The following is a 25,351-nucleotide window of genomic DNA, read 5'->3' as shown; positions in this document are numbered from 1 at the left end:
ATCGCGGAGCATAGATTCGGAGGTTTTCGAACTTCCACTCAGCTCGTTTGTTTTGGAGCCCGATGATGCGAAAGTAGTGAAGAGGTTGTAATTTGTGTTACAACCTCTTTATTCATCTCTTGATTTCGAACATACATTCGTTTAAAATATTAGCGAAACTTTGAAGGTGAGGTGGAAGATCGTGGCAAAGCAGCGGAAAATCGTGCATGTTGATATGGACGCGTTTTATGCATCAGTTGAGATGCGGGATCATCCGGAACTCCGGACCAAGCCGCTCGTGATTTCACGCAATCCACAGCACACCGGTGGCCGGGGCGTTGTCGCAACGGCGAATTACATTGCTCGTTCATACGGGATCCATTCAGCGATGAGTGCTCAGGAAGCGTTGAAACGGTGTCCGCAAGCCTACTTTAAAAAGCCGGATTTTCCTAAATACAAGCGCGTTTCGCATCAGATCCATACGATTTTTCACGAATACACTGACAAAATCGAACCGGTGGCCTTTGATGAAGCCTATTTGGATGTCACGGAAAATAAGCCGGGAATTGAATCGGCGGTGGCCCTTGCGCATCGAATTCAGCAGGAAATATATGATCAATTGCATTTGACGTGTTCCACGGGCGTTTCGTATAACAAGTTCTTAGCGAAGCTCGCGTCGGATTATCACAAACCGGTTGGGATGACGGTCATTAATCCGGAAGATGCGCTTGATTTTCTTTTTCCGTTACCGATCGAAAAGTTTCGCGGAATTGGAAAGAAAACGGCACCCAAAATGCGGGAATTGGGGATCAATACCGGTGAAGATCTCTATCACTGGAAGGAAATTGATCTCATTTCAAAATTCGGCAAGATGGGTCATATTTTATATCAACGGGTTCGTGGAATCGATGACCGGCCGGTTGAATGGCAGCGGGAACGAAAATCAGTCGGCAGTCAGCGGACGTTTGACCAACCGTTAAATTCGATCGAACAGGTCGACGAACAGTTAAAACTAACGGCTGAACGGTTAGTCGCCGAGTTAAAGCGCCAGCAAAAACATGGCAAAACGATCGTGATCAAAGTCCGGGACAGTCATTTTGAAACGGTCACGAAACGCCTGACCTTTGATGATTATCTTGATAATCAGGTGGATAACTTCGCGTATTACGGCCGGCAGCTCTTTGATGAGATTCAAGATAATCCAATTGACGTCCGGCTATTGGGATTAACGATCACTAATCTTGATCCGCTGGAGTTTGAGAATATCCGGCTCAATCTTTGAAAAAGCCGGGACTTATTTGTATACTTGATAATTGGAGATTAATTGAAAGAGGTCAGAAAATGACAATCGAACAACAAATTATTGAAAAAATCAAAGAATATGACAAAATTATCATTCACCGGCATACCGATCCGGATCCAGACGCATTCGGTTCTCAAGGCGGCTTGGCGGAAGTAATTCGGAACAGCTTCCCGAATAAGACCGTTTACCAAGCAGGTGAAAATGACGGCAGTTTAACGTGGATCACAACTGAAGATGAATTGACTGATGACATGTTCAAGGGCGCTTTAGTGATCGCAATCGACACTGCTAACCGGCCACGGGTCGATGATCAACGTTATGATCAAGGCGATTATCTGATTAAAATTGACCACCACCCGGATGACGATCACTACGGTGACATTAGTTTGGTAAACACAAGTGCTTCAAGCTCATCTGAAATGGTTGTTGATTTAGTTAACAAGTCAGAAGGACAATTAGTGTTGAATCAAAAGGCTGCCCGGATGTTATATGCCGGCATTGCAGGTGACACTGGCCGGTTTATGTACGACAATACTACAGCCCACACATTGCGTGTAACGGCTCAGTTGTTTGGATTTGATATCAACGCTTCTGAAATGAACCGCAAAATGGACGATATCAGTCAAGGAGTTGCCAAATTGTCAGCATATGTTTGGGACAACATGGTTATGACGGAACACAATGCAGCATACATTGTACTGAAACATGATTTGGTTAAGAGTTTTGACCTTGGAGCTCAAGGAACAGCGCCAATCGTTTCTGTGATCGGTAAAATCGACAAGGTCGTTTGCTGGACCCTCTTTGTTGAAGGTGAAGACGGCAAGTACCGGTTGAATATTCGTTCAAAGGGTCCGGTAATTAACGAACTTGCCAAGGAATACGGCGGTGGCGGCCACCCATTAGCAAGCGGAGCAATGATGGACACCTTAACTGATGACCAGTTGAAAGAATACGTTGCGAAATTAGATCAAATTGCCGCAACATACACAGGAGAAAAGAATGACTAAAGAATTTAAGGATTTTGATTTTAAACCCTTTATTAATAAGGCATTGAAGGCGATGGGCTTCCGGAAACCAACGCCGGTTCAGGAACGCTTGATTCCAACGATCCTGAAAGGCAAAAGTGTGGTTGGCCAATCCCAAACCGGGAGCGGGAAGACACACACGTTCCTTTTGCCGATTTTCCAAAAAGTTGATCCCAATGGTCCTGCTCAAGCGGTTATCACAACGCCAAGTCGGGAACTGGCATATCAGATTTATGAAGCAGCAAAGCAAATTGCGAAGTTCGCTCCAGAACCGATGATCGTTCACAATTATGTTGGCGGAACGGATAAACAGCGGCAAATTGAGAAATTAAGCCATAATCAGCCGCAAATCGTGATTGGGACTCCCGGCCGAATTTTAGATCTGATCCGGGCCCAGGCACTTGATGTTCACGAAGTTCGGCAATTTGTTGTTGATGAAGCGGATATGACGTTGGACATGGGATTTTTGGATGATACGGATGCAATCGCATCATCATTGCCGCAAGATCTGCAGATGATGGTCTTTTCAGCAACGATCCCGGAAAAGTTACAACCATTCCTTCACAAATACATGGAAAATCCAGTCGTTGAAGTTGTTAAAAATCAAACGATCATCAGTGATACGATCGATAACTGGCTGATTTCAACGAAGGGCCGCGACCGGAACCAAATCATCTACAAGTTGCTGACAATGGGTGAGCCATACTTAGCATTGGTTTTCACCAACACGAAGGAACGCGCCGATGAACTGACAGATTACTTGCGTTCACAAGGATTGAAGGTTGCGAAGATTCATGGTGGATTACAACCGCGGGAACGGAAACGAATCATGAAGGCCGTTCAAAATCTTGAATACCAATACGTGGTAGCAACCGATTTGGCAGCGCGGGGGATTGACATTCAGGGCGTTTCCCACGTTATCAATGATGATTTGCCAGCGGATCTTGAATTCTTTGTTCACCGGGTTGGCCGGACAGGTCGAAACGGAATGAGCGGAACGGCAATTACGCTTTATGAACCAAACGATGAAAGTAAAATCGAAGAACTTGAAAAAATGGGTATCAAGTTTGAACCGAAAGCAATTCGGAATGGCGAGATCGTTGATTCATATGACCGAAACCGGCGGCAGAAGCGGAAGAAAATCCATGAAAAAATGGATCCGCAACTGCAAGGGATGGTCAATAAGCAAAAGAAAAAACACAAACCAGGGTATAAAAAGAAGATTCAACGGGCAATCAAACGTGATCAGCAGCAAAAACGGCGAATCGCTCAACGGCAAGCCCGGCGCAAAGCACGTAAATCACGGTAACGGATTGACAAACGCTCAATTTTTAAATATACTTTTGGAAGATTAGGATATGTTGTTTTATTGGTTTTCTCAGCGAGAGTTTGGGTGGTGCGAAAACTTGAAAACCGTAAAGCAATGCTCCCTATGATGACATTGAAATTAATAAACTTAAAGAGGTTACGATAAAGTATCGTTGCAAGCAGGGTGGTACCGCGCATGTGCGTCCTTGCAGGCAATGGTACTTTTTGTATATTGGAAAGGAAAAATATGAAAGAATTATCAAGTGCCGAAGTGCGGCAAATGTATTTGGATTTCTTTAAATCAAAAGGTCACGATGTTTTGAAGAGTGCGCCATTGATTCCTCAAGATGACCCGACATTGTTATGGATCAACTCTGGGGTTGCAACGATGAAGAAGTATTTTGATGGAACAGTTGTCCCGAAGAACCGCCGGATGACAAGTTCACAAAAATCAATTCGGACAAACGATATTGAAAACGTAGGTCACACTGCGCGCCACCATACATTATTTGAAATGCTCGGAAACTTCTCAGTTGGGGATTACTTCCGGAATGAAGTTATTCCGTGGGCATGGGAACTGTTGACCAGTCCAGAATGGTTCGGGATGGATCCTGAAAAACTTTACATCACGGTTTATCCAAAAGATAAGGAATCAAAGAAAGTGTGGATGAAGGCCGGCGTTGCCGAAGACCACATTTACCAAGTTGAAGACAACTTCTGGGATATTGGGGAAGGTCCATGTGGTCCGGACTCAGAAATTTTCTACGATCGCGGCCAAGAATTCAACAACGTTGCTGAAGATGATCCTGAAAATTATCCAGGTGGTGAAAACGAACGCTACCTTGAAATCTGGAACATTGTCTTCTCAGAATACAACCACAAGCCAGATGGCACATACGAACCGCTTCCGCATAAAAACATTGATACGGGGATGGGGCTTGAACGGGTTGTTTCCGTTTTCCAACATGCGAAAACAAACTTTGAAACGGACTTGTTTATGCCGATCATTGACGCAACGGTGCAAATGTCAGCTGGTAAGCAATATGGCGATAATGCCGACAATGACGTTTCATTTAAGGTGATTGCCGATCACGCGCGGGCAATTACGTTTGCCATTGGTGATGGGGCTTTGCCGTCAAACGAAGGCCGCGGCTATGTTATTCGCCGGTTGATTCGGCGCGCTGAACTTCACGGGCAAAAGTTAGGGATTGACGGTGCATTCTTGTACAAGTTAGTTCCGGTTGTTGGGGACATCATGAAGTCTGCTTACCCTGAAGTTTTGGAACAAGCTGAATTTATCCAAAAAGTTATCAAGATGGAAGAAGAACGCTTTAACAACACTTTGAAAGACGGAATGCAATTACTTGACCAAGTGATCGCTGATGCCAAGGAAAATAAGCAAGATAAGATCGACGGTAAGACTGCTTTCAAGTTATATGATACTTACGGTTTCCCATTGGAATTAACGGTGGAATACGCGAACGATGCCGGACTAGGCGTTAACGAAGACGAATTCCAAAGTGAAATGGATGCGCAAAAGGAACGTGCCCGGAACGCCCGGAGCAACGAAAAATCAATGGGTGTTCAAAATGGCTTGTTGACGGATATTAAGACTCCAAGTGAATACGTTGGTTACGAAAAACTTGATGCCCAAGGCGTATTAAAGGACATTATTGTTGACAACCAATTAATTGATGAGGTTGCTGATGGCGAAGCCAAGATGATCTTCTCAGTTACTCCATTTTATGCTGAAATGGGAGGCCAAGTTGCTGACCAGGGGGTTATCAAGGACGAAAACGGCGAAGTTGTTGCGGAAGTTGAAGATGTTCAACACGCTCCCAACGGTCAAAACATGCACACCGTTAAGGTTTTGAAAAAGATGACCAAGGAACACGAATATGAATTGGTTGTTAACAAGAAGTTCCACGATAAAGTGCGAAAGAACCACACCGCAACCCACTTGCTTGACCAAGCATTACGGGATGTTTTAGGCGAACACACGCATCAAGCCGGTTCATTGGTTGAACCAACATACTTGCGGTTTGACTTCACGAACTTAGGCTCAGTTACCGCTGAAGACCTTGATAAGGTTGAACGGATCGTAAACGAAAAGATTTGGGATGCGCTACCAGTTGAAACCGTTGAAACTGATATTGAATCAGCAAAGAAGATGGGCGCAATTGCCTTGTTCAGTGAAAAGTACGGCGACGTTGTCCGGGTTGTTAAGATCGGCGATTATTCAATGGAATTCTGCGGTGGAAACCATGCTGATAATACCAGTGAACTTGGCTTGTTCAAGATCGTTTCTGAATCAGGTGTCGGTGCTGGCGTTCGCCGGATCGAAGCCGTAACTTCAAAGGAAGCATACGAATTCTTGCAACAACGGAATAACATTTTAAACGAATCAGCTGCTAAATTAAAGGTTGCCCAAGTTAAGGATGTTCCAAGTAAGATCGATCAAACGCTTGCTCAAATCAAGGAACTTGAACAACAAAAGCAAGCCTTAGAAGATAAGTTTGCCAGCCAACAAGCTGCCGACGTCTTCAAGAACGTGCAAACAATCAATGGCAAGACCTTGATTGCTTCGCAAGTCAATGTTTCAGGAATGAACCAATTACGGCAATTGGCTGATCAATGGAAGGCCAAGGATCTTTCAGACGTTCTTGTTCTTGGAACGGCAACTGAAGACGGTAAAGTTAACTTGATCGCTGCCATGAGCGATGCTGCAATGAAAGATGGCTTAAAGGCCGGCGACTTGATCAAAGAGATCGCCCCATTAGTTGGTGGCGGTGGTGGTGGTCGGCCAAACCTTGCTCAAGCCGGCGGAAAGAAACCAGCTGGAATGCAAGACGCATTGAAGGCCGCTGCTGAATGGTTAGCAAAGAAATAAAAGCCGAATGATTAAGGTAAGGAAGTCAGGGATGGCTTCCTTATTTTTTACTTAGAAATGGGAATTTTAAATTGATTTTTTAGAGCTGAAAGGGGTAATATTTTTATATTAATGATTTTATTTTAGGTAATTTAAGGGTGAAGATTAATGAAAATTTGTCCAAAGTGTGGAACATCAAACGAAACGGATGCTAAGTTTTGCGTTAATTGCGGCGCATCATTAAAAGATGCTGTAAAACCGCAGAAGAAGGGTAAAAAACTTATTTTAATTTTAGTTATTGTAGTGATTGTCTTATTAGGGGCTCTTGCATTTGTGTTTGGAATGAATCAGAAACCAAAGCCAGCTAAGCCGGTCACAGCTCCTGCTAAAACCGAAAAGGCTGCTCCAAAGACTCAGACGGCAAATGATTCAAATCAGCCGCAACAAACCGCGAAGAATACCTCATCGACCAGTGATGGTCTGAATGTGGCAACGTTAACTCCGAAGCAGATTGCCGCGTTAGTAGCATACCATGGATCAACTTTGAATAATGATGATTGGCAAGCATGGTCAAATTATGAAAGTGCAATGGGGAACGGTCAAGGTTCAACAAACGAACTTTTTATTGTTAACCAATGTCCAGTTCAAATATCAAAGACTGGAACAGGCAAAATCTATTCATATACTGATCAGGGTGGAACGTTGAATTTCTATACTTTGAGTAACGATGGTAAGACGGTCTATATTTATGCTTGCGATTCAGATAGCAGTGACGATGTTCAACAGCCAATTGAGACGGTAACTTTGCAAGACATGGTAAATCAAGCTAATAGCGATTCAATGGCTAAAGAAATCATGAATGTTGCAAATTCGATTAATATTAAGGATTGTGAATAAAAAAATGAAGACTCACGCTAGCCTAACGCTAACATGAGTCTTTTTTTAATATCGAAAACAGCTAACTTCATGATCATCGACCATGCCAATCGCCTGAATTAACGATTGAATCGTCACTGGACCGGTGAACTGGAAGCCGTCCTTTTTCATTTGCTTGCTGATTTTGATTGAGAGTTCTGTTTTAGCGGGAATTTCACGATAGCTTTGATAATGATGCTTGATCGTTTTGAAATCAGTAAATTGCCATAAATACTCATTCAGTGATGTTGGGAGCTTTAGAACAATTTTGGCGTTGTTGATCGTCGCTTCGATTTTTTTGCGGTTGCGGATAATCGTTGCATCATGCAAGAGCGTTTCAACTTTTTCATCAGAATACTGACTGATTTTAGTAACATCAAAGTTATCGAATGCTGCTTTAAAAGCAAGACGCTTTTTCAAAATCGTATTCCAGCTTAATCCGGCTTGAAAGATTTCAAGGGTTAGAAGTTCAAATAATTTTTGATCATCATGACATGGAACTCCCCATTCATGATCGTGATATTCTTGTGCAAGCTGATTCTGAGTTGCCCACTGACAACGTGGTTTATCTGCCAAAGTTGAAGACCTCCTGGTTATTAATTTCTACTAATCGCGTACTGGTTAAACTAATTTGATTGGTTTCAATAAGATAGTTCATGATATTTTTCCAAGAACTCCAGCGATGTGCGGCTTTTGTTCTGAAAAGTCGACATCAATTTTAACCTTTTGAGAATTCGTTTTTGGAAGAACTGAACTAATAAATTTGATCCCGGAATCTGTTAACTTACAGTTGGTAAAATTAGTAAGACTGATTTTATTTGAATTATAAAAATTCGTGAAAATTTGAACTGCCAACTTTCCACCTAAATGATGGTAACACGTTCGTGCCAAATGGAGCTTTTGGGCAATTTTTCGATTAGAAAGATATTTTTGGACTTGGGTTCCAAGTGAAGAAGGATGCACACCTCGGGCACTGATCCAGTAATTTCGATTCGAAAAATTATATTTAGCGACTTTATCTTCGCTTTGTAATTGTAAAAGAATTTCTTGAATTTCCTTTTTTGAAGAAACTGATGGCAAAAATTTTTGAATTTCTTTTTCTGTTAAAAATTGATTACATGACAAAATACTGATGATATCGTCTTTCATTACTAAAAGCCTCCTTGGGATGTTATAAAAGATATTCAAAAAAGTCTGGTATCAAATTTGTAATTAAATTTGTTGGTTCATAGAGAACAAATTTTCCTTGGCGGTGGGATTTAATTAAGCCAGCTTCCTTTAAAATTTGTAAGTGTCGTGACACGGTAGACATTCCAATATTCATAATGCTCGTAAGTGTTGGGGTGGTCTGATGTTGGTTAAAAAGCTGGATTAAAATTTTTAATCGAATCGGGTCGCTTAAAGCACTGAAAACCTTTTGAAGCGTATCAAATTTGAACGAGGCATAATGTTGATTTTCAAAGCCATAGTTAATAACAACGTTATTTTTATATGGCGAAACAAAAAGGTGAGGCCATGTAAATGTACTTGGCAGAAGAAGGATTGCCCCAGTATTTTCCAAGTTAAATGTTTGATCAAAAGGTTTGGTAATTGTAATTTCATCATTATTCCAAAAGATTCGGTCGTTTTGAAGATCATTAATTAAAGTCTGAAACCCAGTTTGAAGTAATTGAGTTTCTCTTTCAATTTCGGCAGTCAATTTTGAAACAATTTTATTTTGATAAAAAAATTCATCAAAAATGGTTTGACGATAGTTTATTAAAAAACATTTGAAACGATCAAATACTTTTTGTGGATTAGCTTTTAAATCTTGAATCAAATTTGTTGCAGGTGTTGGTTTAAAATCTGCCCACTCAACTCCCTTTGCAAGAGTTGGAATAAAATCATTTTGGCGTTCATGGGATAGTTGCTCAACTTGTTGAATAACCCATTCTAAATCAAGGTGATCTAAATTAGCTAGTAATTGATTAAATTCACTATCAAGGTCGGTAGAAAATGACTGGAGATTGGGAATTAAAAATGAAGGTGTTCCCAATTCATATAAGATCTTAAAGTACTGGAGATCGACATACATTTCATCGGAAATTTTATGTTTGATTTGTAAAACCCAGTTTAAGTTTTGACCATGATGTTTAGGATTTAGCAGAACATGCAAGCTTCGAAAAAGTTCATTGACTGGTGACAATGTAAATTGAACTCGTTGAGTAAGGGTATCACTTGAAAGTTTGCTATAATTTCCAAATTTAATATGAACACTCATAAAAATCCCTCTTTACGTTTCAATTCGATATTCTTAGAATTGTTGGAATATATTTCGGTGGAATTTTAACATAATGATGTCTTCTTTAAAAGAAAATAATTGAAGGAGTTGTAAATATGTTAAATCGAAGCCAAGAAAGATTAGTCGTTATTGTCGCGGCGATTGGAATGTTTTTGTCGACTTTAGATACGGGAATTATCAACGTCGCATTGCCTTTTTTCAGAAGTTATTTTCACACCAGTCCAAATACGGTTGCATTAACGGTTATTGGATACACCACGAGCCTTGCAATTTTTATTATGTTATTTGGAATTTTAAGTGATCAAAAAGGAAAATTAAAAATTGCGCTTTGGGGAATGATAATTTTTATGGGAGCGTCGCTTCTGTGTGGAATCTCAACCCAAATTTCAGAAATTATCGTTTTTAGAATTGTTCAAGGAATTGGGGCAGCTGCATTGCAAGCAACGTCAGTTTCATTGATTACGACTCTTATTCGGCCACAAAATCAAAATAAAGCAATTGGAACGATTGGAATAATGATTGGTCTTGGTCCGGTTCTTGGACCTTCACTTGGTGGTTTATTGTTGTCGTTAGGGTCATGGAGGTTAATCTTTTTAATTAATATTCCGTTTACTTTAATTGGGATAATTTGCGAAGGATTGTTATTAAGAAACGTTTCAGAACAACTATATGAAAAGAAAATTGACTATCAAGGATTTGTTTTGAACGCATTGATGATTTCAGGACTATTAATTGGATTAAATCAACTTGAGAAGAACGATACGCGAAACTTAGGATTAATATTTATCGCGGCAGCGGTTGTGATTGCCTTTATTTTATATAACATTGAAAAGCGTAAAAACGATGCAATCATTGATATTAAGATTTTAAAAACTTCCAAGACATTAATTTTACTAATTCAAACAATGTTATTTGGTTTTGCTTCTGCTGTTATCTTCCTGTTACCGCCATTTTTCTTTGAAAATATTTTACATGTAGGTACTGGAATGACGGGGTTATTGGTTCTTGGAGCTCCAGTTGGAATTGCAATCTTTTCAAAGGTTGCTGGTAATTTAAACGATGGAACAAAAAACGTAAAGTTTAGCCTTATTGGGATACTTTTAATGCTGCTTTCGTTTGTTGGACTAGCAATGATTCCACCAAAACTGTCTCCTTTATGGATAACGGGATTGCTATTCTTATATGGAGTTGGTGGAGGATTCTTTCAGCCTTCAAATGTTGCAGCCTTAATGGGAGCTGTTGGTTTAGCTGAGCAAGGGGAAATGAGTGCCCTGCAACGAATGACTCAAAACGTTGCGATTGCTCTTGGAAGTTCGATTGGTTCAATTATCATGTATGAATTTGGAAAAAGTGAATATTTGGGAATCAAAACAGGATATTTAGTTACATTGATTTTAATTGGAGTAACTTTATTGATCAGTTTTCTTAAAAGAAAGGAGTTATAATTTCTATTTAAAGTGAATGTTACGAGTGGTAATCTCTGTTATCGTTTAAAAATATATTAATTTTAAAATTGAAATATGCTAAAATAATACGTGTTTCATCACTACTATTTTTTGAGGAGAATTATTATGAAAAACGTTTATTTTAATCATGATGGCAATATTGATGATTTAACTTCGCTTTTGCTTTTGTTGCAAGTCCCTGATATTCGATTGATTGGGATCGGCGTAACGGATGCCGACTGCTTCGTTGAACCGGCTGCTGAAGCATCGCGGAAAATGATCGACCGTTTCAATACGCATCATCAAGATGTTGAAGTGGCGCTTTCAAATTCGCGACCAAAGCACCCGTTCCCGAAAGAATGGCGGTTAAGTTCATACGCATTTAATTCTTTCCCGATTTTAAATGAAAAGGGAACAATTAAAACCCCGCAAGCTGCAAAGCCTGCTCATTTAGACATGATCGATAAAATTATGGCTCAAGACGAAAAGACAACGTTGATCATGACCGGTCCGTTATCTGATTTAGCCCGTGCATTGGAAATTGAACCCCGGATTCAGGATAAAATCGAAAAGTTATACTGGATGGGCGGATGCCTTGATGGTCACGGCAATGTTCTTGAACCGAGTTATGATGGAACGGCTGAATGGAATGCTTTTTGGGATCCGGAAGCCGTTAAAACAGTTTGGGATTCATCATTAGATATTCAAATGGTTGGTTTGGAAAGTACCGAGGAGTTGCCATTGAACGTTCAATTACGTGATCACTGGGCAAGTTTGCGGAAATATCCAGCAATGGATTTGATTGGCCAAGGATATGCGTTAGTGCTCAACTATGAAGCTAATTCAGTCTACTATCTTTGGGATGTTTTAACCACAATTTCGAGTTTGTATCCTGAAACGATTGAAACGAAGAAGGTCAAAAGCGATGTAATGGTTGGCGGACCAGCTGATGGGCGAACATACCCAACTGACGATGGCCGCGAAATCACATTGGTAACGAAAGCGTATGAAGATCGGTTCTATGAAATCATGGACCAATTGGCAGAATCAGCAAAATTTGAATAATTAAGTGAATAGACGAAAGTCCTGAACTGGCTCTTAAATGCCAATTCAGGGCTTTTTATTATAAAATTCTCATAAATTAAGCAAACCGATCAAACTTAATGCTTTGTTAAAATACCGATAATTTAGGAGCTAATTTAAAATCTATCCTTGACAGATTAAAATGTTATCATTAAAATTAATATATTTTAATTATTAGCTAATTAAAAATTAATCATAAGAGGGATGGTTTTATGAATTCTCAGTCGAGAAAGATTACATATGGCAGTTTGGTTTTGATGATTTTTTCAGCAATTTTTGGATTTAGTAATTCGATGACTGCCTTTTATCAAATGGGATACTCAAGTATTATTTGGTATATCGTTGCCGCCGTGGCATTCTTTTTGCCGTCAGCATTGATGTTTGCTGAATACGGAGCAACATTTAAGGAAGCCAAGGGGGGAATCTATTCATGGTTAAAGGGTTCAACCAATGAAAAGTTTGCTTTTATTGGAACTTTTATTTGGCTTGCTGCTTGGGTTGTTTGGTTGGTATCATCGACCCAGTTCTTCATCGTGGCAGTTTCAACTGCACTGTTTGGCTCAGATAAAACCCAAACGTGGGGCTTTGGTCCGTTTAATTCGAACCAGGTTGTCGGAATCTTAGGCGTGCTTTTTATTTTGCTAGTTACATTCTTGGCCAGCCGGGGAATTGATAAAATTGCGAAGGTCGCTACATTCGGTGGAATCTTTGCTTTTGGAATTACGCTGTTATTCAGTTTGTTCAGTATCGTGGTTTTAATTGCTCATCATGGAGTTTTAGCCCAAGGGATTACGGGAATCAAGAGCTTTACGAAGTCGCCGAACCGTAATTTTCAGTCACCAATTGCTATTATTTCGTTCTTAGTATATGCAATTTTTGCTTATGGCGGCCTGGAAACAACGTCTGGCGTGATTGATTCGGTTGATAAGCCGGAAAAGACGTATCCGAAAGCTTTGATCACGGTAATGATTTTAATGACGTTGTTCTATCTGATTTTGATTACAATGTGTGGAATTTCAACTAACTGGCATTCGGTTTTAGGAAAGAGTTCAGTTGACTTGGCAAACTGCGAATATGTTTTGATCAATAATCTGGGGATCGAAGTTGGAAAGGCCTTTGGATTATTCGGAACAGCAGCGCTTGGAATTGGAAAACTTTTCTCCCATATCACTGCATTGTCAGACGTTCTTACGGGATTAGGGGCCGCCTTTGTGATGATTTATTCACCAGTTAAGTCATTTGTACTGGGAAGCGATTCGCGCCTTTTGCCAAAGAAGATTACGAAACTGAACGATAAGGGAATGCCCGCCAACGCAATGTGGCTGCAAGCTCTTGTTGTCAGCCTGATCATGTTATTTGTAGCATTCGGTGGAAAAGCTGCAACTCAGTTCTATACGATTTTAACGGACATGATGAACGTTTCATCTTCAGCTCCGTATCTGTTTTTGATTGCTGCCTTCCCGTTCTTTAAGCAAAAGCAAAATCTCGACCGGCCGTTTGTCTTCTACAAGAATAAAAAGGTGGTTTGGACGGTTACAAGCATTGTGTGGCTTGTTGTTGCTGCCGGAATTGTCTTTACTTGCGTTGAACCAATTTTAAGTCATGATTATATGACTGCTTTCTGGACAGCATTCGGTCCGATCTTCTTTGGGGTTGTTGGCTGGATTTTGTATAAGCGGTCGGAGTCAAAATTGGATTAATGGATGAGAAGTAACAAAAAGAATACTGAATTGAGAAGCGATGTTGTGATCGCTTCTTTTTTCATTTTTAAAATTAATAAAGGATAATAAAAAAGGTGTGTCCCGCAAGATCACACCGCAATTAGATTATACTCATATCCTAATTGTTGATTTATAAGTTGTCAATACTAAACTTATTAATTTTAGTAATTTCGATGTCATTAAAAAGTTTATCAAAGATTTGTTTGTTAAATGAATTATCATTTTTGAGCTCAAAGATAATTTTTTTATATTCATTAAAGAAGCTTGATATTTCGCAATTAGCGAATTCTAATGACTTTAGAAAGTAGCATATTGTTAAGATATAATCTGTAATAGATTGAAACGTTATATCTACATCAACTAATAAATGTCGATTAAAGAACTGTCTGAGTTCTTTATTCAGCCTGTTAGTTTTAAACCGACAATCAAATATAACTTTATTATGTGCAACGGCATTTCTTAAATCTTTAAGCAAATAAACACTGTTAGTTATGAAGTGCCCTACAATTGTTAGACAGAAAACTAATGATTGTGAGGCACTTTTTGTATGGTTAAATATAAACCTGAATTAAAAGCGCAGATTGTTCATGAATATCTTTCAACTGCGCAGAGTACCTATGATTTAAGTAAGAAATACCATATTGGAAAAAGGCAAATCGCTAAGTGGATTCAAGGATACCGGTTGAATGGTCCTGACGTCCTCAAGCGGCGGCGACATAAACGGAATTTTACTGCTGATTTCAAAATAAATGTGATAAACTATTACCAAACTCACGAGGATTCGATGGCTGAAGTAGCGGCACGCTTTAACGTTTCACCGCCACAGATTTCTGTCTGGCGTTCAAGGTTTGAACGGGAAGGAATTACTGCCTTGAATCCTCAACCGAAAGGTAGGCCACCGAAAGTGAACCATCCTAAAAAACAACGTCGTCAGCTCGCACATCAAAGTGAGCTTGACCGCTTAAAAGAAGAACTAGCGAAGAAAAATCAGGAACTTTATGAAACCAAAATGGAGCGTGACATCTTAAAAAAATCGCTGACCCTGTTCGGACCCTCAAAGCCCGGAAGAAAACGCAAATAGTGGATCAGATCAGGGACGATCAAGAATCATTACCTAAAAAGCAACGTTATAAGATTGGTGATCTACTCAAGGCTATTATGCTTCCCAAGGCAACTTATCACGATGAGCGTAAACGGATTGCCAATCCTCATGATAAATACGCAAAAGCGAAGAAAATGATTCTTCAAATCGCACAACGCTTTAAGGTCCGAGGACGTTGGACTGCGGGCTATCGCCGGATTCAAGCCGAATTAGATAAAATGGAATTACATTTGTCTGGTGATACAATTCGTAAGCTAATGGGTGAACTAAACATTCAAGTAAGTCTCTATAACCGTCACCGTAACGGTAAATATTCGTCCTATCATGGCACGGTGGGTAAGATTGCAGATAATAAATTGAACCAAGAATTTAATGCGCACCAACCTTACCAAGTTATTCATACAGATGTTACGCAAGTCCGGTTGGCTAACCATCAATGGGCTTATATTTCAGTAATGATTGATGAAGCCAGTCAAGAGATTCTAGCCTTCCAGCTTAGTTCTAGTCCGAATAAAGAACTAATTATGCGCACCCTTGAAGAATTAATTGATAACTTACCTGATAGTGTCCAGCCAATCATTCATTCCGACCAAGGCTGGCATTATCAGTTAGCTTACTATACCCAAAAGCTAGCGGATTATCACTTTGTTCAAAGTATGTCCCGTAAGGGAAACTGCTTAGATAACGCTCCAGTAGAAAGTTTCTTTCACCTGTACAAAACGGAATTACTGGCCGGCTTTCCGCCATGTAAAGATATTACAGAATTAGGGAAACTTTCTCAAAATTATGTTCAATATTTTAATAACGTTAGAACGACTTTAAAAACAAAAGGCATGACTCCGGTTGAATACCGAAATCACGCCTTAGTAGCTTGATAATTTAATTTTGTCTAACTTTTGTCTTGCACTTCAGTTAATATATTGGGGCTAAATCTTGAATCATATATTTTTACGGCTTTACAAATGTTAATTCTCGTTTCTTCTGTTAAACAGGATAGAAATTTGCCTAAATCGCCAAAAGTAATCAATTCAAAATAGGCCCACAAAGGAATGGATTCGTTTTTGTGCATATAGTGTTGTGTTATGCCAGATTGACTATAATCTCTTGAAATAATGGAATCAATTCTGTTTTGTAGCTCTAAAATTGACTTATTTTGTTTTTTATAATTGGTATTTAAAATTTTTATGCTTTTTTCGATGTTTTGAATATTATGTTTTATAGAAGCGTCCTCTCCGTTATCAAATTCATGAGTATTTAATTTATTTTCAAAACCTTGTTTCTTTAATTTTAATTCCACGTTCTTTGAATTATACGATTTGTAAATATTATTTTTTTCATTATTTATAATCGAGTAAATTGACGATTCATTATTTGATACAATACATGTTATTACTCTTGCCTTAATAGCAGTTTCAAGCATCATAATTTTAGAATAAATTAGCGCTTTTAAGTTATTATCTAAACGGTAGATTTTCTCAATTTCATCGAAATTTTGAATGGGTAACTTATTCACTGGATTTTTTTGGAATAAGTATGCTTTATGTGAATGAAAATATCCCATATTTAGTAATTCTTTTTTCTGTCGCTCACTTTTAAGTTGAATTTGATGATTATTATTGATATGCTCAATTAACTTATCAATGTCTTTTCCAAGTTTTACTTTTTTCATTACAAGACCCCTTTAAAATAAAATGATTATTCCCAATTATATATAATTATTCAACTAGGATAAAGGTAAAAAAACATAATTTGAAAGTCAGAAAATAACTAATTAGTAATACTAAAGGATAAATAAAAAACTGCTAGCAATTAAGTTAACAGTTACGCCTTTGACTAAGATCTTTTGGCTAGGTTTATGGTGAAAAATTGTGATATTCTATGAAAACATATGAAATGATTAAAGTAATAAAAAAACCGCCATGCCAACCTGACATAACGGAACGAATAAATATTAATTGGGTATACTGGATTCGAACCAGTACATTAAGGATTCAGAGTCCTCTGCCTTACCAATTTGGCTAATACCCAATAAAACCTGACTTTCTTATCTTATTAAACTTTAAAATGAATGTCAAGAACCAACAAAGTAAATTTGAAATAAAATTTTTCTTTAAAAACCGCCACGATCCGGTATAATGAATTCAAAAGATGAAAAGGGGATTGAAAGATGCATAAGGTTTTGATCGTGATGCATGATCACGCCCATGATGATTACTATCGAATGAATAAGGTTGAGTTTGAAACTCTTCCAGCCGTTGGGCAGTATCTTTATAATACTGACGGGTTAGTTTATCAGGTCGAAGAAGTTACGAATTTTGCCGGTTACGTATCAAGCAAGGGTGCAGTGGCACTCGTTGTCGTTCATCAAGTTGAGAAAGAATTACCGGTCAACGATTTATACGGATTAAATATTGAAGAAAATTTAGATGATTAAAAAGCGCAGCTGCGAGATGGTCGCAGATGCGTTTCGTTTCTTACTATTCAAATGACAATTCAACCAAATAAGCCTTTTCCTTTAACAAATGAGCGGTCGTTGCCCAAACCTCATCAAAACTTGGACGTGGCTTACCGGTTGCTTCCCAATAATCAGCAAATAAATTAGGATGCGATTTAATAAATTCATTCGGGAGACGGTTAACCATCAATTTATTTGATGGGAAGTAAAAATCAGCGTGTTCAACCGGCGTTGTGTCAGGGATGAAAACCTGGACAACGTTTTTATACGGTGATTTGATTGCGATGATTAGTTCGGGATGCGTTTCAATTCGTTTTAACACATCATAAATTGGTTCAAATTCAAACTCGATCAACATGAAACCTTCTCTCAATGATATATTTTCATTTTAACAGGAAAGTCCAAAAAAAGATAATTAAGTTTATTCATAAAAACGCTTTTAATCGGTATAATTAAAAGTAGATGATATGAAAGGAGAGTTTAAATGGCAACGGTTCACTTTTACCTTGTTCGGCATGGACAAACAAAACTAAATCGCGCTGCAAGGTTGCAGGGGATTACCGACTCTCCTTTAACGGCAAAGGGAATTCGGATGGCCAAACGCTTAGGATATGAACTGCGCAACCTCGAGTTTCGGGCAGTTTACACCAGTGATTTGAAACGGACTCAAGCAACGGCCAAGTATATTTTAGAGGAAAATCAACGCAAGATCCCGCCAATTTATCGTGATCCGGATCTACGTGAAATGAGTTTCGGCCAGTTTGAAGAAGCCAAGAACATGAAATTGATCCCACAAGCATTACGGACCCTCGGATTGAAGAAAATTATCCGGGCCTTCTTGAATGAAGAGCACGTTGGCGAATTGATTCGGCTGTTTCGGACAATGGATGGAACGGAAGAGATTGAAAATGCAGCGCAGTTAAATACTCGCTTTCGCAGGGCATTGCGCATGATCGGCGATGAATATCAAGACCAGGAGTGCAATATTTTGATCGTTACTCATGGGTTGATCCTATCGAATTTTATCGAAAGTCTTTATGGGGAAGTGCCGTTATTTTTGGTTGATAATTCCCGGGCAAGTCTAGTTGATTATCAAAACGGCGAATTTAAAATCAGATATGTAAATCAGTTGAGACAGGAGGATCCAGATGAAGGCAGACAAAGTTAAGGCGCGAATGATGCAGATGGTTGATGAACAGATCGTTCCTGGGGTATCCTACGCTCATTTGCACGATGGACAAGTAGAAACGATGGTCTACGGCAATGCTGCCTTGGTTCCGCAAGTTCAGCCGCTTCGATGGGGAATGTTGTATGACATGGCCTCATTAACTAAAGTCGTTGGAACAACAACGGTGATTTTGAAAATGATCGAGCAGGGAATGATCACCCTTGATGACCGGATCGCAGATCATATTCCGCTTTTTAACGATCAGCGGGTAACGGTGCGCCATTTATTAACGCATACATCCGCAATTTCAGGATACATTCCGCACCGTAACCAGTTACCGCCGGACAAGTTACTTGCCGCTCTTGATTCACTTTCGGTGGGCGATTGGTTTGATCAAAAAGTTGTGTATACTGATGTCGGCCTGATCATGCTTGGACAAATAATTGAGAAATTTTACCAAGCACCGGTTCAGACGGCAATTCAAAATGAAGTTTTGATTCCGCTCGGATTAACTGAAAGTACCTTTGATCCGGTTAAAGAAAATTGTGTTCCCACGGAGATGACGGCTGATCGGGGGTTGATCCAAGGTGAAGTCCATGATCCCAAGGCATTTATCCTGAAGGAGCATTGTGGTTCCGCCGGTCTTTTTATGTCGCTTAATGATTTGATCAAGTTTGCGCAGTGGATCTTAGGGATTACTGAGAATGATCTTTTACAATGTTCAACGATTGATTCCCTTTTCAAAGATTGGACAACGCATTATTTAGGGAGATCGCTTGGATGGGACCTCCGCATTTCACCGGATCAAACGCCGTGGATCTATCATACGGGATATACCGGAACGTACATTTTACTAAGCAAAGCACGCCAAGAAGGATTGATCGTCTTGACGAACCGGGTTCATCCAACCGCGGATAACCAGGCATTTCTTGACTTCCGGGATCAATTAGTTGCGGATTTTATCAAATAGATAGCGTTTACATTTAGCGCTCTTCCTGATAGAATTAAGGTAAATCTGATCAGTGAAGAAGGAATTATGAATGGCAGAACCAATGTTTTTGAAACCATATTTTCAAGAAAAAATGTGGGGCGGTGACAAATTAGCAACAGAATTTAGCTATCAAATTCCAAGTGACCATACCGGGGAATGCTGGGCGATCTCTGCTCATCCGCATGGGCCCGCAACGGTTGAAAACGGGAAGTATAAGGGAATGACGCTTGACCAAGTTTGGAAAGACCACCGGGAAGTTTTCGGGAATGCTCAAGGAGATGTTTTCCCGTTATTGACAAAAATTTTAGATGCTAAAATTGATTTATCAGTGCAGGTTCATCCAGATGATGCGTATGCTGAAGAACACGAACATGAATTGGGCAAGGCGGAATGCTGGTACGTGATCGAGGCTGATGAAGGCGCAATGATGTACTATGGGCATAATGCTCAAAGTCGTGAAGAATTTGCGGAAATGATTCAAAAAGGCGAATGGGATAAGTTATTGCGGAAAATTCCAGTGCATGCCGGTGATTTTCTGTACGTTCCAAGCGGGACCGTTCACGCGGTTGGTAAGGGCATCATGGTGCTTGAAACCCAACAAAGTTCTGACACCACATACCGGATGTATGATTTTGACCGGGTGGATGCTTCAACCGGCAAAAAACGTGATTTGCACATTCAACAATCAATTGATTGCGCAATGATTCCGCACAAGGATCCAAAATTGAATCAAAAGCATTATCAAGTTGGTGACGTAGCAGTTACCCAATTCGTTTCAACTGAATTTTTTGCAGTTTATGAATGGAAGGTTGACGGCGGTCAAGGAACGTTTAGTCGCGGCAATGCGCCATACACATTAGTTTCAGTTCTTGACGGCGACGGCCAGATCGAAGTTGACGGCAAACTGTATGATTTGAAGAAGGGCATGCACTTTATCTTGCCGTATGACGTTAAGGAATGGACAATTCGCGGGAAGATGCAGATTATTGCATCAGAACCGGGTGAAAAAGCATAGTTAATATGACTAAGAGACTGTGACATAAGTTGCGGTCTCTTTGTTATTCCCGCATAATTGGGTTCCAAAACAAACGAGCTACGACGCGAAGCTAGTGAAGTTCGAAAACCTCCGAATCGATGCTGGCGCGATTCGTTCGCTTTTCTGCTTCCACCACGATCGTTTTGAACGTTTTGTCACACCTTCTTTTTTGTTAAAGTCTTTTTTGAAAATTCCCTTTTAAATGAAATAAGTTGTATACTTAACTATGTATTCTTTATATAAGGAGATTAATACATAAGCTATGAAAAAGAGAAATTGGCGGCTGGGAACCATTCTTGGGTTAGCAGTTGCGATGTTAACTGTTTTTGCACTTGGTTCTAACCGACCAAAACAGGGGACTTTCGCAGTCCATGCAGATGATGTTTCTACCAAAACGGGAAAGAAGACAACGATCACGTTTTGGAATGCAATGAGCGGAAGTGCTTCGACTGCATTGAAGCAGATGACGGCTGACTTTGAAAAAGCTCACCCGAATATCGAAGTCAAGCTTGAAAATCAAGGCGATTATTCTGATTTGCAAGGCAAATTAAATTCAACCATGCAAAATCCTTCAAACTTGCCAACGATTACGCAGGCTTATCCGCAATGGTTGTACACGGCTGCAACTAACGGCCAATTAGTTGACTTAAAGCCATATTTTGATAATTCGAAGATTGGTTTTGGTTCAATCCAACGGTCAAACATTGCCAAACCATTCCTTGAAGGGGCAACCATTAAAGGAAAACAATATGGGGTTCCATTTAACAAGTCGACGGAAGTCTTGTTTTACAACCCGGATCTTTTGAAGAAGTACGGGGTTAAGGTTCCCAAGACGATGGCTCAATTAAAGCAAGCCTCAAAGGAAATCTATGAAAAGTCAAATCATAAAGTTGTTGGGGCGGGCTTTGATGCGTTGAATAACTATTACGTCATTGGAATGAAAGGCTACGGCGATTCATTCACATCGAAATTGAACTTTGATTCAAAAGATTCAAAGAAAGTCATCAACTACTATGCTGATGGGGTCAAGGATGGCTACTTCCAAATTGCCGGCGCTCAAAAGTACATGTATCTTCCATTTACGAACGGGAAAGTTGCAATGTTTGTCGGCGCTTCATCATCTGAACAATACATTAAACCAACGCATGTTAATTATGCGGTGGCTGCCCGTCCAAGCAAGAGTAACTTGCAACAAGGGACAGACATTTACATGTTCAAGAATGCCAGCAAGGCTCAACGGACAGCGGCATTTGAATACATGAAGTTCTTAACCGAACCAAAACAACAGTTGTACTGGGCAAAAACAACGGGTTACATGCCGGTCAACAATCAAGTTTTAAAGAGTGACAGTTATAAGAACCTTGCAGGGACAAAGGTTCCACAAATCTTGTCAAATTCAACTGAAAACATGTTTACGATGCCAGTCGTTAAGAATTCAAATACGGCATTCGTTCAATTGAATCAAATTATGCAAGATATTTTGACTCATCCAAATAGTAATCGAAATCAGTTGATCAAACAAAATGCACAGAAATTAAAGAGTGCATGGAATCAATAACAAAAACTTCCTTCTGGAATAACCAGAAGGAAATTTTTTTATTTTATTCTTTTTTTGATTACTGGCAGGATGATTCCTAATCCGCCTAGGATAATTGGGGTAGCAAGATTTAAAGCAAATTGGAACCACCAGTTAGAAGAAAAAGTTTCAATATTTTTAGGAAGCATTCCAAGAATACTGACAATCAAGGTTATGGAAAAAATCCAAATTCCAAGGAATAATTGAGAAAATTTTTTCCAACGATGGATTGAAAGGTGTTTAATGAGAAAAATAAATGCTAGAAAAATAAATAAGAATTTAAACGGAATCACAACCGAGTTTAAATTCAGTAACCAGTTATAAAAATTACTGGCATTTTTAATTTTTAACGTTGGAATAATAACTAAAATTGCGCTTAGAATAACGGTTAGAAAATATCCGCCTATCGGTGCGCCGTGAGCGTTTCGTTTCATTAAGATACGTGGGATGAACCGTTGATTATTTTTGGCAAAAAGAATTCTTGCGGGCGCATCAATGGAAATAATCAATGCTGCAATTTGCGAAAGAACATTTGAAATTGCATATAAAATCATGAGTGAATTTCCTAAATGGAAAATGCGGCCTAATTTTTGAAAAGCCATGTATGCGCCGTTCATCATCAAATCTTGAGGAATCGCTTGGTCATTAAACAGAAAACTTAACGAAAACGTTCCAAGAATTGCTGATCCACCAACCAAAAGGGCGAGCAAAAGCATGCTTTTAGGAAATTCACGTTTTCCATTTTTAAGATTACCGATATACGGCGAAATTTTTTCTGTTCCGCCAACTGCAAAAATCAGCATTGAAAGTGTAGTGAAATATGCAGGCGTAAATCGCGGAAAGTAAGTTTGAACGTTATTGAGATGCGGAGATGCCGCTGGTAGATGCAGGATAAAAATGGCCGCAAATGAAAGCCCAATCAAGATGATTGAAATCAGCAGCAACGTAATTCCAGCAATATTTCCGATCAGACTTAAAACATGGATTCCTTTTAAAGCGAGCCAAACGAAGAAAAGTAAAATTCCAATGGAGAATCCAGCAATCATCGTTGATGGAAGTTGATTAACTGCATTTGCTTTGCCGGTAAACAGCCACATTAAGGAAACAAGAATTGTTTGGGGCTTTTGGGCAAGGTATGCAATGTTAACTGCCCAGTAAGTCCATGATGCAAGGTATGCAGTTTTGGCGTTGATCGTTTGATTGACCCAGGTGTTAACCCCACCATCGCTGTTAGGAAAAGCTGTTCCAAGCCGGTTAACGATGAATAAATACGGAAACAAGTAAAAAAGAATTGTAAGAATCCATGAAAAAATTGCATGAATTCCCTGTTGCGAATAGTTGTTAAAGATATTGTTGATACTCCACATTGAAGTAAATGCAATGAATGAAATGTTATACCATTTTAAATTTTGATTTTGTGTCTTCAATTATTAAACCTCCCATTATTTTAAATTGATAATGGGAATAAACATGACTGCATTAAAAACACCTCCTCGTTAACTTATTATTAGTAAGTTAACATAGGCCGTGAATGATTGTCAACTGCTTTTTTAGAAAATATTGGTTGGAAATTAATGGTAAAATTAAGAAAAAGGGGGGGAAAATGTATGAAATCCAAAGATTCAAAATTTACCCGCTATTTAAAATACGGGCGCATGAGTGTTCAGGGCGAGAAGAAGAAACATTCAATTTTGATTTACTATGATACGCAAGAACATCGCTTTGTAAAATTTCACGCGTCAGCAAAAACTTCCAGAAAAATGCTGATTTACAATATGATTATCCTGGGAATTGTTTTGATTTTGATTTGTTGGGATGAATTAATTTCGTGGGTTACCCCATACTATTATTCAATTAACACCAAAGAGACGGCGCTGATGCAATGGTTAAACTCATTTGAATGGAAGTTTCATTGGTGGCTGGGAATCCTTGCGGGAGTGCTTGCCGTTGGATGGTATTTGTTTAACCGCCATGTTGATTCGAATGAATTCGAGGATCCAGTCGGGCTAAAAGACGTTGCTGATTCTAATAAGGATTACGTTTTTATGTTTCTCGTTATGCTGTTGTTTGACTGTTTTTTCATTTGGATAATATACAGCGATTCGGATTATCCGTTTCCCAATTTAGGGCTAAGCGACGTGTTCACGGTTTTCTTGGTAATTCTTTTTACAATTTATTTCTTTTGTATCGTTGTTGAAAGCATGATTGCGTATTGTAAATATTTGTGGAATGTGAAAATTAGGAAAAAATAAAGGCATCTTTTCGGACAATTTCCGAAAAGATGCCTTTTTGTTAGGCAATCGACTATTTCATTTTCTTCTTGTTTTCCATAATTCCATCGATCAAACCATAATCAACGGCTTCTTGAGCAGTCATGAAGTTATCCCGATCGGTGTCGGCGTTGATCTTTTTGATTGATTGACCAGTGTGATCAGCAAGAATTTGGTTGATCAACTTGCGGGTCTTAAGAATGTGTTCAGCTGCAATTTGAATTTCAGTTGATTGACCTTGAGCACCGCCAAGTGGTTGGTGAATCATAATTTCTGAGTTTGGCAATGCAAACCGTTTGCCCTTTGCTCCAGCGGTTGCAAGAATTGATGCCATTGATGCAGCCATGCCCATTACGATTGTTTGAACGTCAGCGTTAACGAAGTTCATGGTGTCGTAAATTGCAAGCCCAGCTGAAACAGAACCACCGGGTGAGTTAATGTACATGTAAATATCTTTTTCTGAATCTTGGGCATCAAGGAAAAGTAATTGGGCGATAATGGCATTTGCCATGTCGTCGTTGATTTCACCTGATACCATAATGATCCGGTCCTTTAACAAACGGGAGTAAATGTCATAAGCACGTTCGCCTTGACCAGATTGTTCAATAACTGTTGGAACTAAATTCATGAGAATTTGCCTCCTTAAAATAAAGTAACTAGTTTGAGTTTAGCACACAAAACTGATTGATTACATTCTAACCCTTTGGTCAAAAAAGGTCAAATAATAAATTAAAAGGAAACAAAGCCCGTGATTAAAAGATTTTAATAAAATAATGAACTGAATATGATAAAAATATGTCAAAAAGATTATAAAACGATTAAAA

The 25,351-nt window shown here is 39.2% G+C and carries 23 protein-coding genes and 1 tRNA gene; 16 read left to right on the top strand and 8 right to left on the bottom strand.

Annotation, left to right across the window (positions count from 1 at the left end):
* Positions 1-181 precede the first annotated feature (181 nt).
* The 5 genes from dinB to A3O17_RS01170 all read left to right on the top strand — a co-directional run bounded on the left by dinB (position 182) and on the right by A3O17_RS01170 (position 7,381).
* Positions 182-1,261 carry a DNA polymerase IV gene (dinB, locus tag A3O17_RS01190; protein WP_081255609.1) on the top strand — a complete coding sequence of 360 codons (1,080 nt, stop codon included), beginning with the start codon at positions 182-184 and terminating at the stop codon, positions 1,259-1,261.
* 59 nt (positions 1,262-1,320) lie between these two features.
* Positions 1,321-2,289: a DHH family phosphoesterase gene (locus A3O17_RS01185; RefSeq protein WP_064212642.1), complete on the top strand. Its 969-nt coding sequence runs from the start codon at positions 1,321-1,323 to the stop codon at positions 2,287-2,289.
* Entirely contained in the window at positions 2,282-3,616 is a 1,335-nt protein-coding gene (locus tag A3O17_RS01180) for a DEAD/DEAH box helicase (protein WP_064212643.1), read from the top strand. The genes A3O17_RS01185 and A3O17_RS01180 overlap by 8 nt, the downstream gene beginning before the upstream one ends.
* Before the next feature lie 246 nt (positions 3,617-3,862).
* The gene (gene alaS, locus A3O17_RS01175; RefSeq protein ID WP_064212644.1) at positions 3,863-6,505 is read left to right on the top strand and encodes an alanine--tRNA ligase; all 2,643 of its coding nucleotides are present in this window, start codon (positions 3,863-3,865) and stop codon (positions 6,503-6,505) included.
* Positions 6,506-6,652: 147 nt separating this feature from the next.
* Positions 6,653-7,381, top strand: a complete 729-nt coding sequence (locus tag A3O17_RS01170; protein ID WP_064212645.1) for a zinc-ribbon domain-containing protein — start codon at positions 6,653-6,655, stop codon at positions 7,379-7,381.
* A gap of 45 nt (positions 7,382-7,426) precedes the next feature.
* Here the strand turns inward: A3O17_RS01170 and A3O17_RS01165 are convergent, their stop codons facing one another.
* The 3 genes from A3O17_RS01165 to A3O17_RS01155 form a co-directional block, all read right to left on the bottom strand.
* Positions 7,427-7,975, bottom strand: a complete 549-nt coding sequence (locus A3O17_RS01165) for a DNA-3-methyladenine glycosylase I (RefSeq protein ID WP_064212646.1) — start codon at positions 7,973-7,975, stop codon at positions 7,427-7,429.
* Positions 7,976-8,053: 78 nt separating this feature from the next.
* Positions 8,054-8,548, bottom strand: coding sequence for a hypothetical protein (locus A3O17_RS01160; RefSeq protein WP_064212647.1), 495 nt, complete (start codon positions 8,546-8,548; stop codon positions 8,054-8,056).
* 22 nt (positions 8,549-8,570) lie between these two features.
* Positions 8,571-9,659 (bottom strand): ArsR/SmtB family transcription factor, encoded by a 1,089-nt coding sequence (locus A3O17_RS01155; RefSeq protein ID WP_064212648.1) that lies wholly within the window; start codon positions 9,657-9,659, stop codon positions 8,571-8,573.
* 116 nt (positions 9,660-9,775) lie between these two features.
* Here A3O17_RS01155 and A3O17_RS01150 point away from each other — a divergent pair, with 116 nt between their 5' ends.
* The 5 genes from A3O17_RS01150 to A3O17_RS01125 all read left to right on the top strand — a co-directional run bounded on the left by A3O17_RS01150 (position 9,776) and on the right by A3O17_RS01125 (position 15,906).
* The gene (locus tag A3O17_RS01150) at positions 9,776-11,125 is read left to right on the top strand and encodes an MFS transporter (protein ID WP_064212649.1); all 1,350 of its coding nucleotides are present in this window, start codon (positions 9,776-9,778) and stop codon (positions 11,123-11,125) included.
* A gap of 126 nt (positions 11,126-11,251) precedes the next feature.
* Positions 11,252-12,190 (top strand): nucleoside hydrolase, encoded by a 939-nt coding sequence (locus A3O17_RS01145; RefSeq protein WP_064212650.1) that lies wholly within the window; start codon positions 11,252-11,254, stop codon positions 12,188-12,190.
* A gap of 230 nt (positions 12,191-12,420) precedes the next feature.
* Positions 12,421-13,908, top strand: coding sequence for a glutamate/gamma-aminobutyrate family transporter YjeM (gene yjeM, locus A3O17_RS01140; RefSeq protein ID WP_064212651.1), 1,488 nt, complete (start codon positions 12,421-12,423; stop codon positions 13,906-13,908).
* Between the two features lie 568 nt (positions 13,909-14,476).
* Positions 14,477-15,010 (top strand): helix-turn-helix domain-containing protein, encoded by a 534-nt coding sequence (locus A3O17_RS01130; protein WP_064208764.1) that lies wholly within the window; start codon positions 14,477-14,479, stop codon positions 15,008-15,010.
* Positions 15,010-15,906, top strand: a complete 897-nt coding sequence (locus A3O17_RS01125; RefSeq protein WP_081255497.1) for an IS3 family transposase — start codon at positions 15,010-15,012, stop codon at positions 15,904-15,906. The genes A3O17_RS01130 and A3O17_RS01125 overlap by 1 nt, the downstream gene beginning before the upstream one ends.
* A 14-nt stretch (positions 15,907-15,920) precedes the next feature.
* Here A3O17_RS01125 and A3O17_RS01120 read toward each other — a convergent pair whose 3' ends face one another.
* Together A3O17_RS01120 and A3O17_RS01115 are read right to left on the bottom strand one after the other, a co-directional pair.
* Positions 15,921-16,700: an Abi family protein gene (locus tag A3O17_RS01120; RefSeq protein ID WP_064212653.1), complete on the bottom strand. Its 780-nt coding sequence runs from the start codon at positions 16,698-16,700 to the stop codon at positions 15,921-15,923.
* Between the two features lie 286 nt (positions 16,701-16,986).
* A tRNA-Gln gene (locus A3O17_RS01115) sits at positions 16,987-17,059 on the bottom strand.
* A 139-nt stretch (positions 17,060-17,198) separates the two neighbouring features.
* Here A3O17_RS01115 and A3O17_RS01110 point away from each other — a divergent pair.
* On the top strand, positions 17,199-17,465 hold the full coding sequence (locus A3O17_RS01110) for a hypothetical protein (RefSeq protein WP_064212654.1): 267 nt from the start codon (positions 17,199-17,201) through the stop codon (positions 17,463-17,465).
* Between the two features lie 43 nt (positions 17,466-17,508).
* On the opposite strand, the gene A3O17_RS01105 is transcribed toward A3O17_RS01110, so the two are convergent.
* Complete coding sequence (locus A3O17_RS01105; protein WP_064208116.1) at positions 17,509-17,844, bottom strand: hypothetical protein; 336 nt, start codon at positions 17,842-17,844, stop codon at positions 17,509-17,511.
* Between the two features lie 126 nt (positions 17,845-17,970).
* Between A3O17_RS01105 and A3O17_RS01100 the strand changes: the two genes are divergently transcribed.
* The 4 genes from A3O17_RS01100 to A3O17_RS01085 all read left to right on the top strand — a co-directional run bounded on the left by A3O17_RS01100 (position 17,971) and on the right by A3O17_RS01085 (position 22,239).
* Positions 17,971-18,654, top strand: coding sequence for a histidine phosphatase family protein (locus tag A3O17_RS01100; protein WP_064212655.1), 684 nt, complete (start codon positions 17,971-17,973; stop codon positions 18,652-18,654).
* Positions 18,635-19,624 carry a serine hydrolase domain-containing protein gene (locus A3O17_RS01095; protein WP_064212656.1) on the top strand — a complete coding sequence of 330 codons (990 nt, stop codon included), beginning with the start codon at positions 18,635-18,637 and terminating at the stop codon, positions 19,622-19,624. The genes A3O17_RS01100 and A3O17_RS01095 overlap by 20 nt, the downstream gene beginning before the upstream one ends.
* Positions 19,625-19,694: 70 nt before the next feature.
* Positions 19,695-20,660: a mannose-6-phosphate isomerase, class I gene (manA, locus tag A3O17_RS01090; RefSeq protein WP_064212657.1), complete on the top strand. Its 966-nt coding sequence runs from the start codon at positions 19,695-19,697 to the stop codon at positions 20,658-20,660.
* Between the two features lie 283 nt (positions 20,661-20,943).
* Positions 20,944-22,239 (top strand): extracellular solute-binding protein, encoded by a 1,296-nt coding sequence (locus A3O17_RS01085; protein ID WP_064212658.1) that lies wholly within the window; start codon positions 20,944-20,946, stop codon positions 22,237-22,239.
* 38 nt (positions 22,240-22,277) lie between these two features.
* On the opposite strand, the gene A3O17_RS01080 is transcribed toward A3O17_RS01085, so the two are convergent.
* Complete coding sequence (locus tag A3O17_RS01080; protein WP_064208121.1) at positions 22,278-23,684, bottom strand: APC family permease; 1,407 nt, start codon at positions 23,682-23,684, stop codon at positions 22,278-22,280.
* Between the two features lie 180 nt (positions 23,685-23,864).
* On the opposite strand from A3O17_RS01080, the gene A3O17_RS01075 reads away from it, so the two are divergent.
* On the top strand, positions 23,865-24,509 hold the full coding sequence (locus tag A3O17_RS01075; RefSeq protein ID WP_064208122.1) for a hypothetical protein: 645 nt from the start codon (positions 23,865-23,867) through the stop codon (positions 24,507-24,509).
* Positions 24,510-24,561: 52 nt separating this feature from the next.
* Here the strand turns inward: A3O17_RS01075 and clpP are convergent, their stop codons facing one another.
* Positions 24,562-25,155, bottom strand: a complete 594-nt coding sequence (gene clpP / locus A3O17_RS01070; protein WP_057827673.1) for an ATP-dependent Clp endopeptidase proteolytic subunit ClpP — start codon at positions 25,153-25,155, stop codon at positions 24,562-24,564.
* Positions 25,156-25,351: the final 196 nt, after the last annotated feature.

The sequence above is a fragment of the Ligilactobacillus aviarius genome (assembly GCF_001654615.1).
Taxonomy (GTDB): domain Bacteria; phylum Bacillota; class Bacilli; order Lactobacillales; family Lactobacillaceae; genus Ligilactobacillus; species Ligilactobacillus aviarius_B.
The sequence above is the reverse complement of the archived record's forward strand: the minus strand, read 5'-3'. Positions and strand labels throughout refer to the sequence as shown.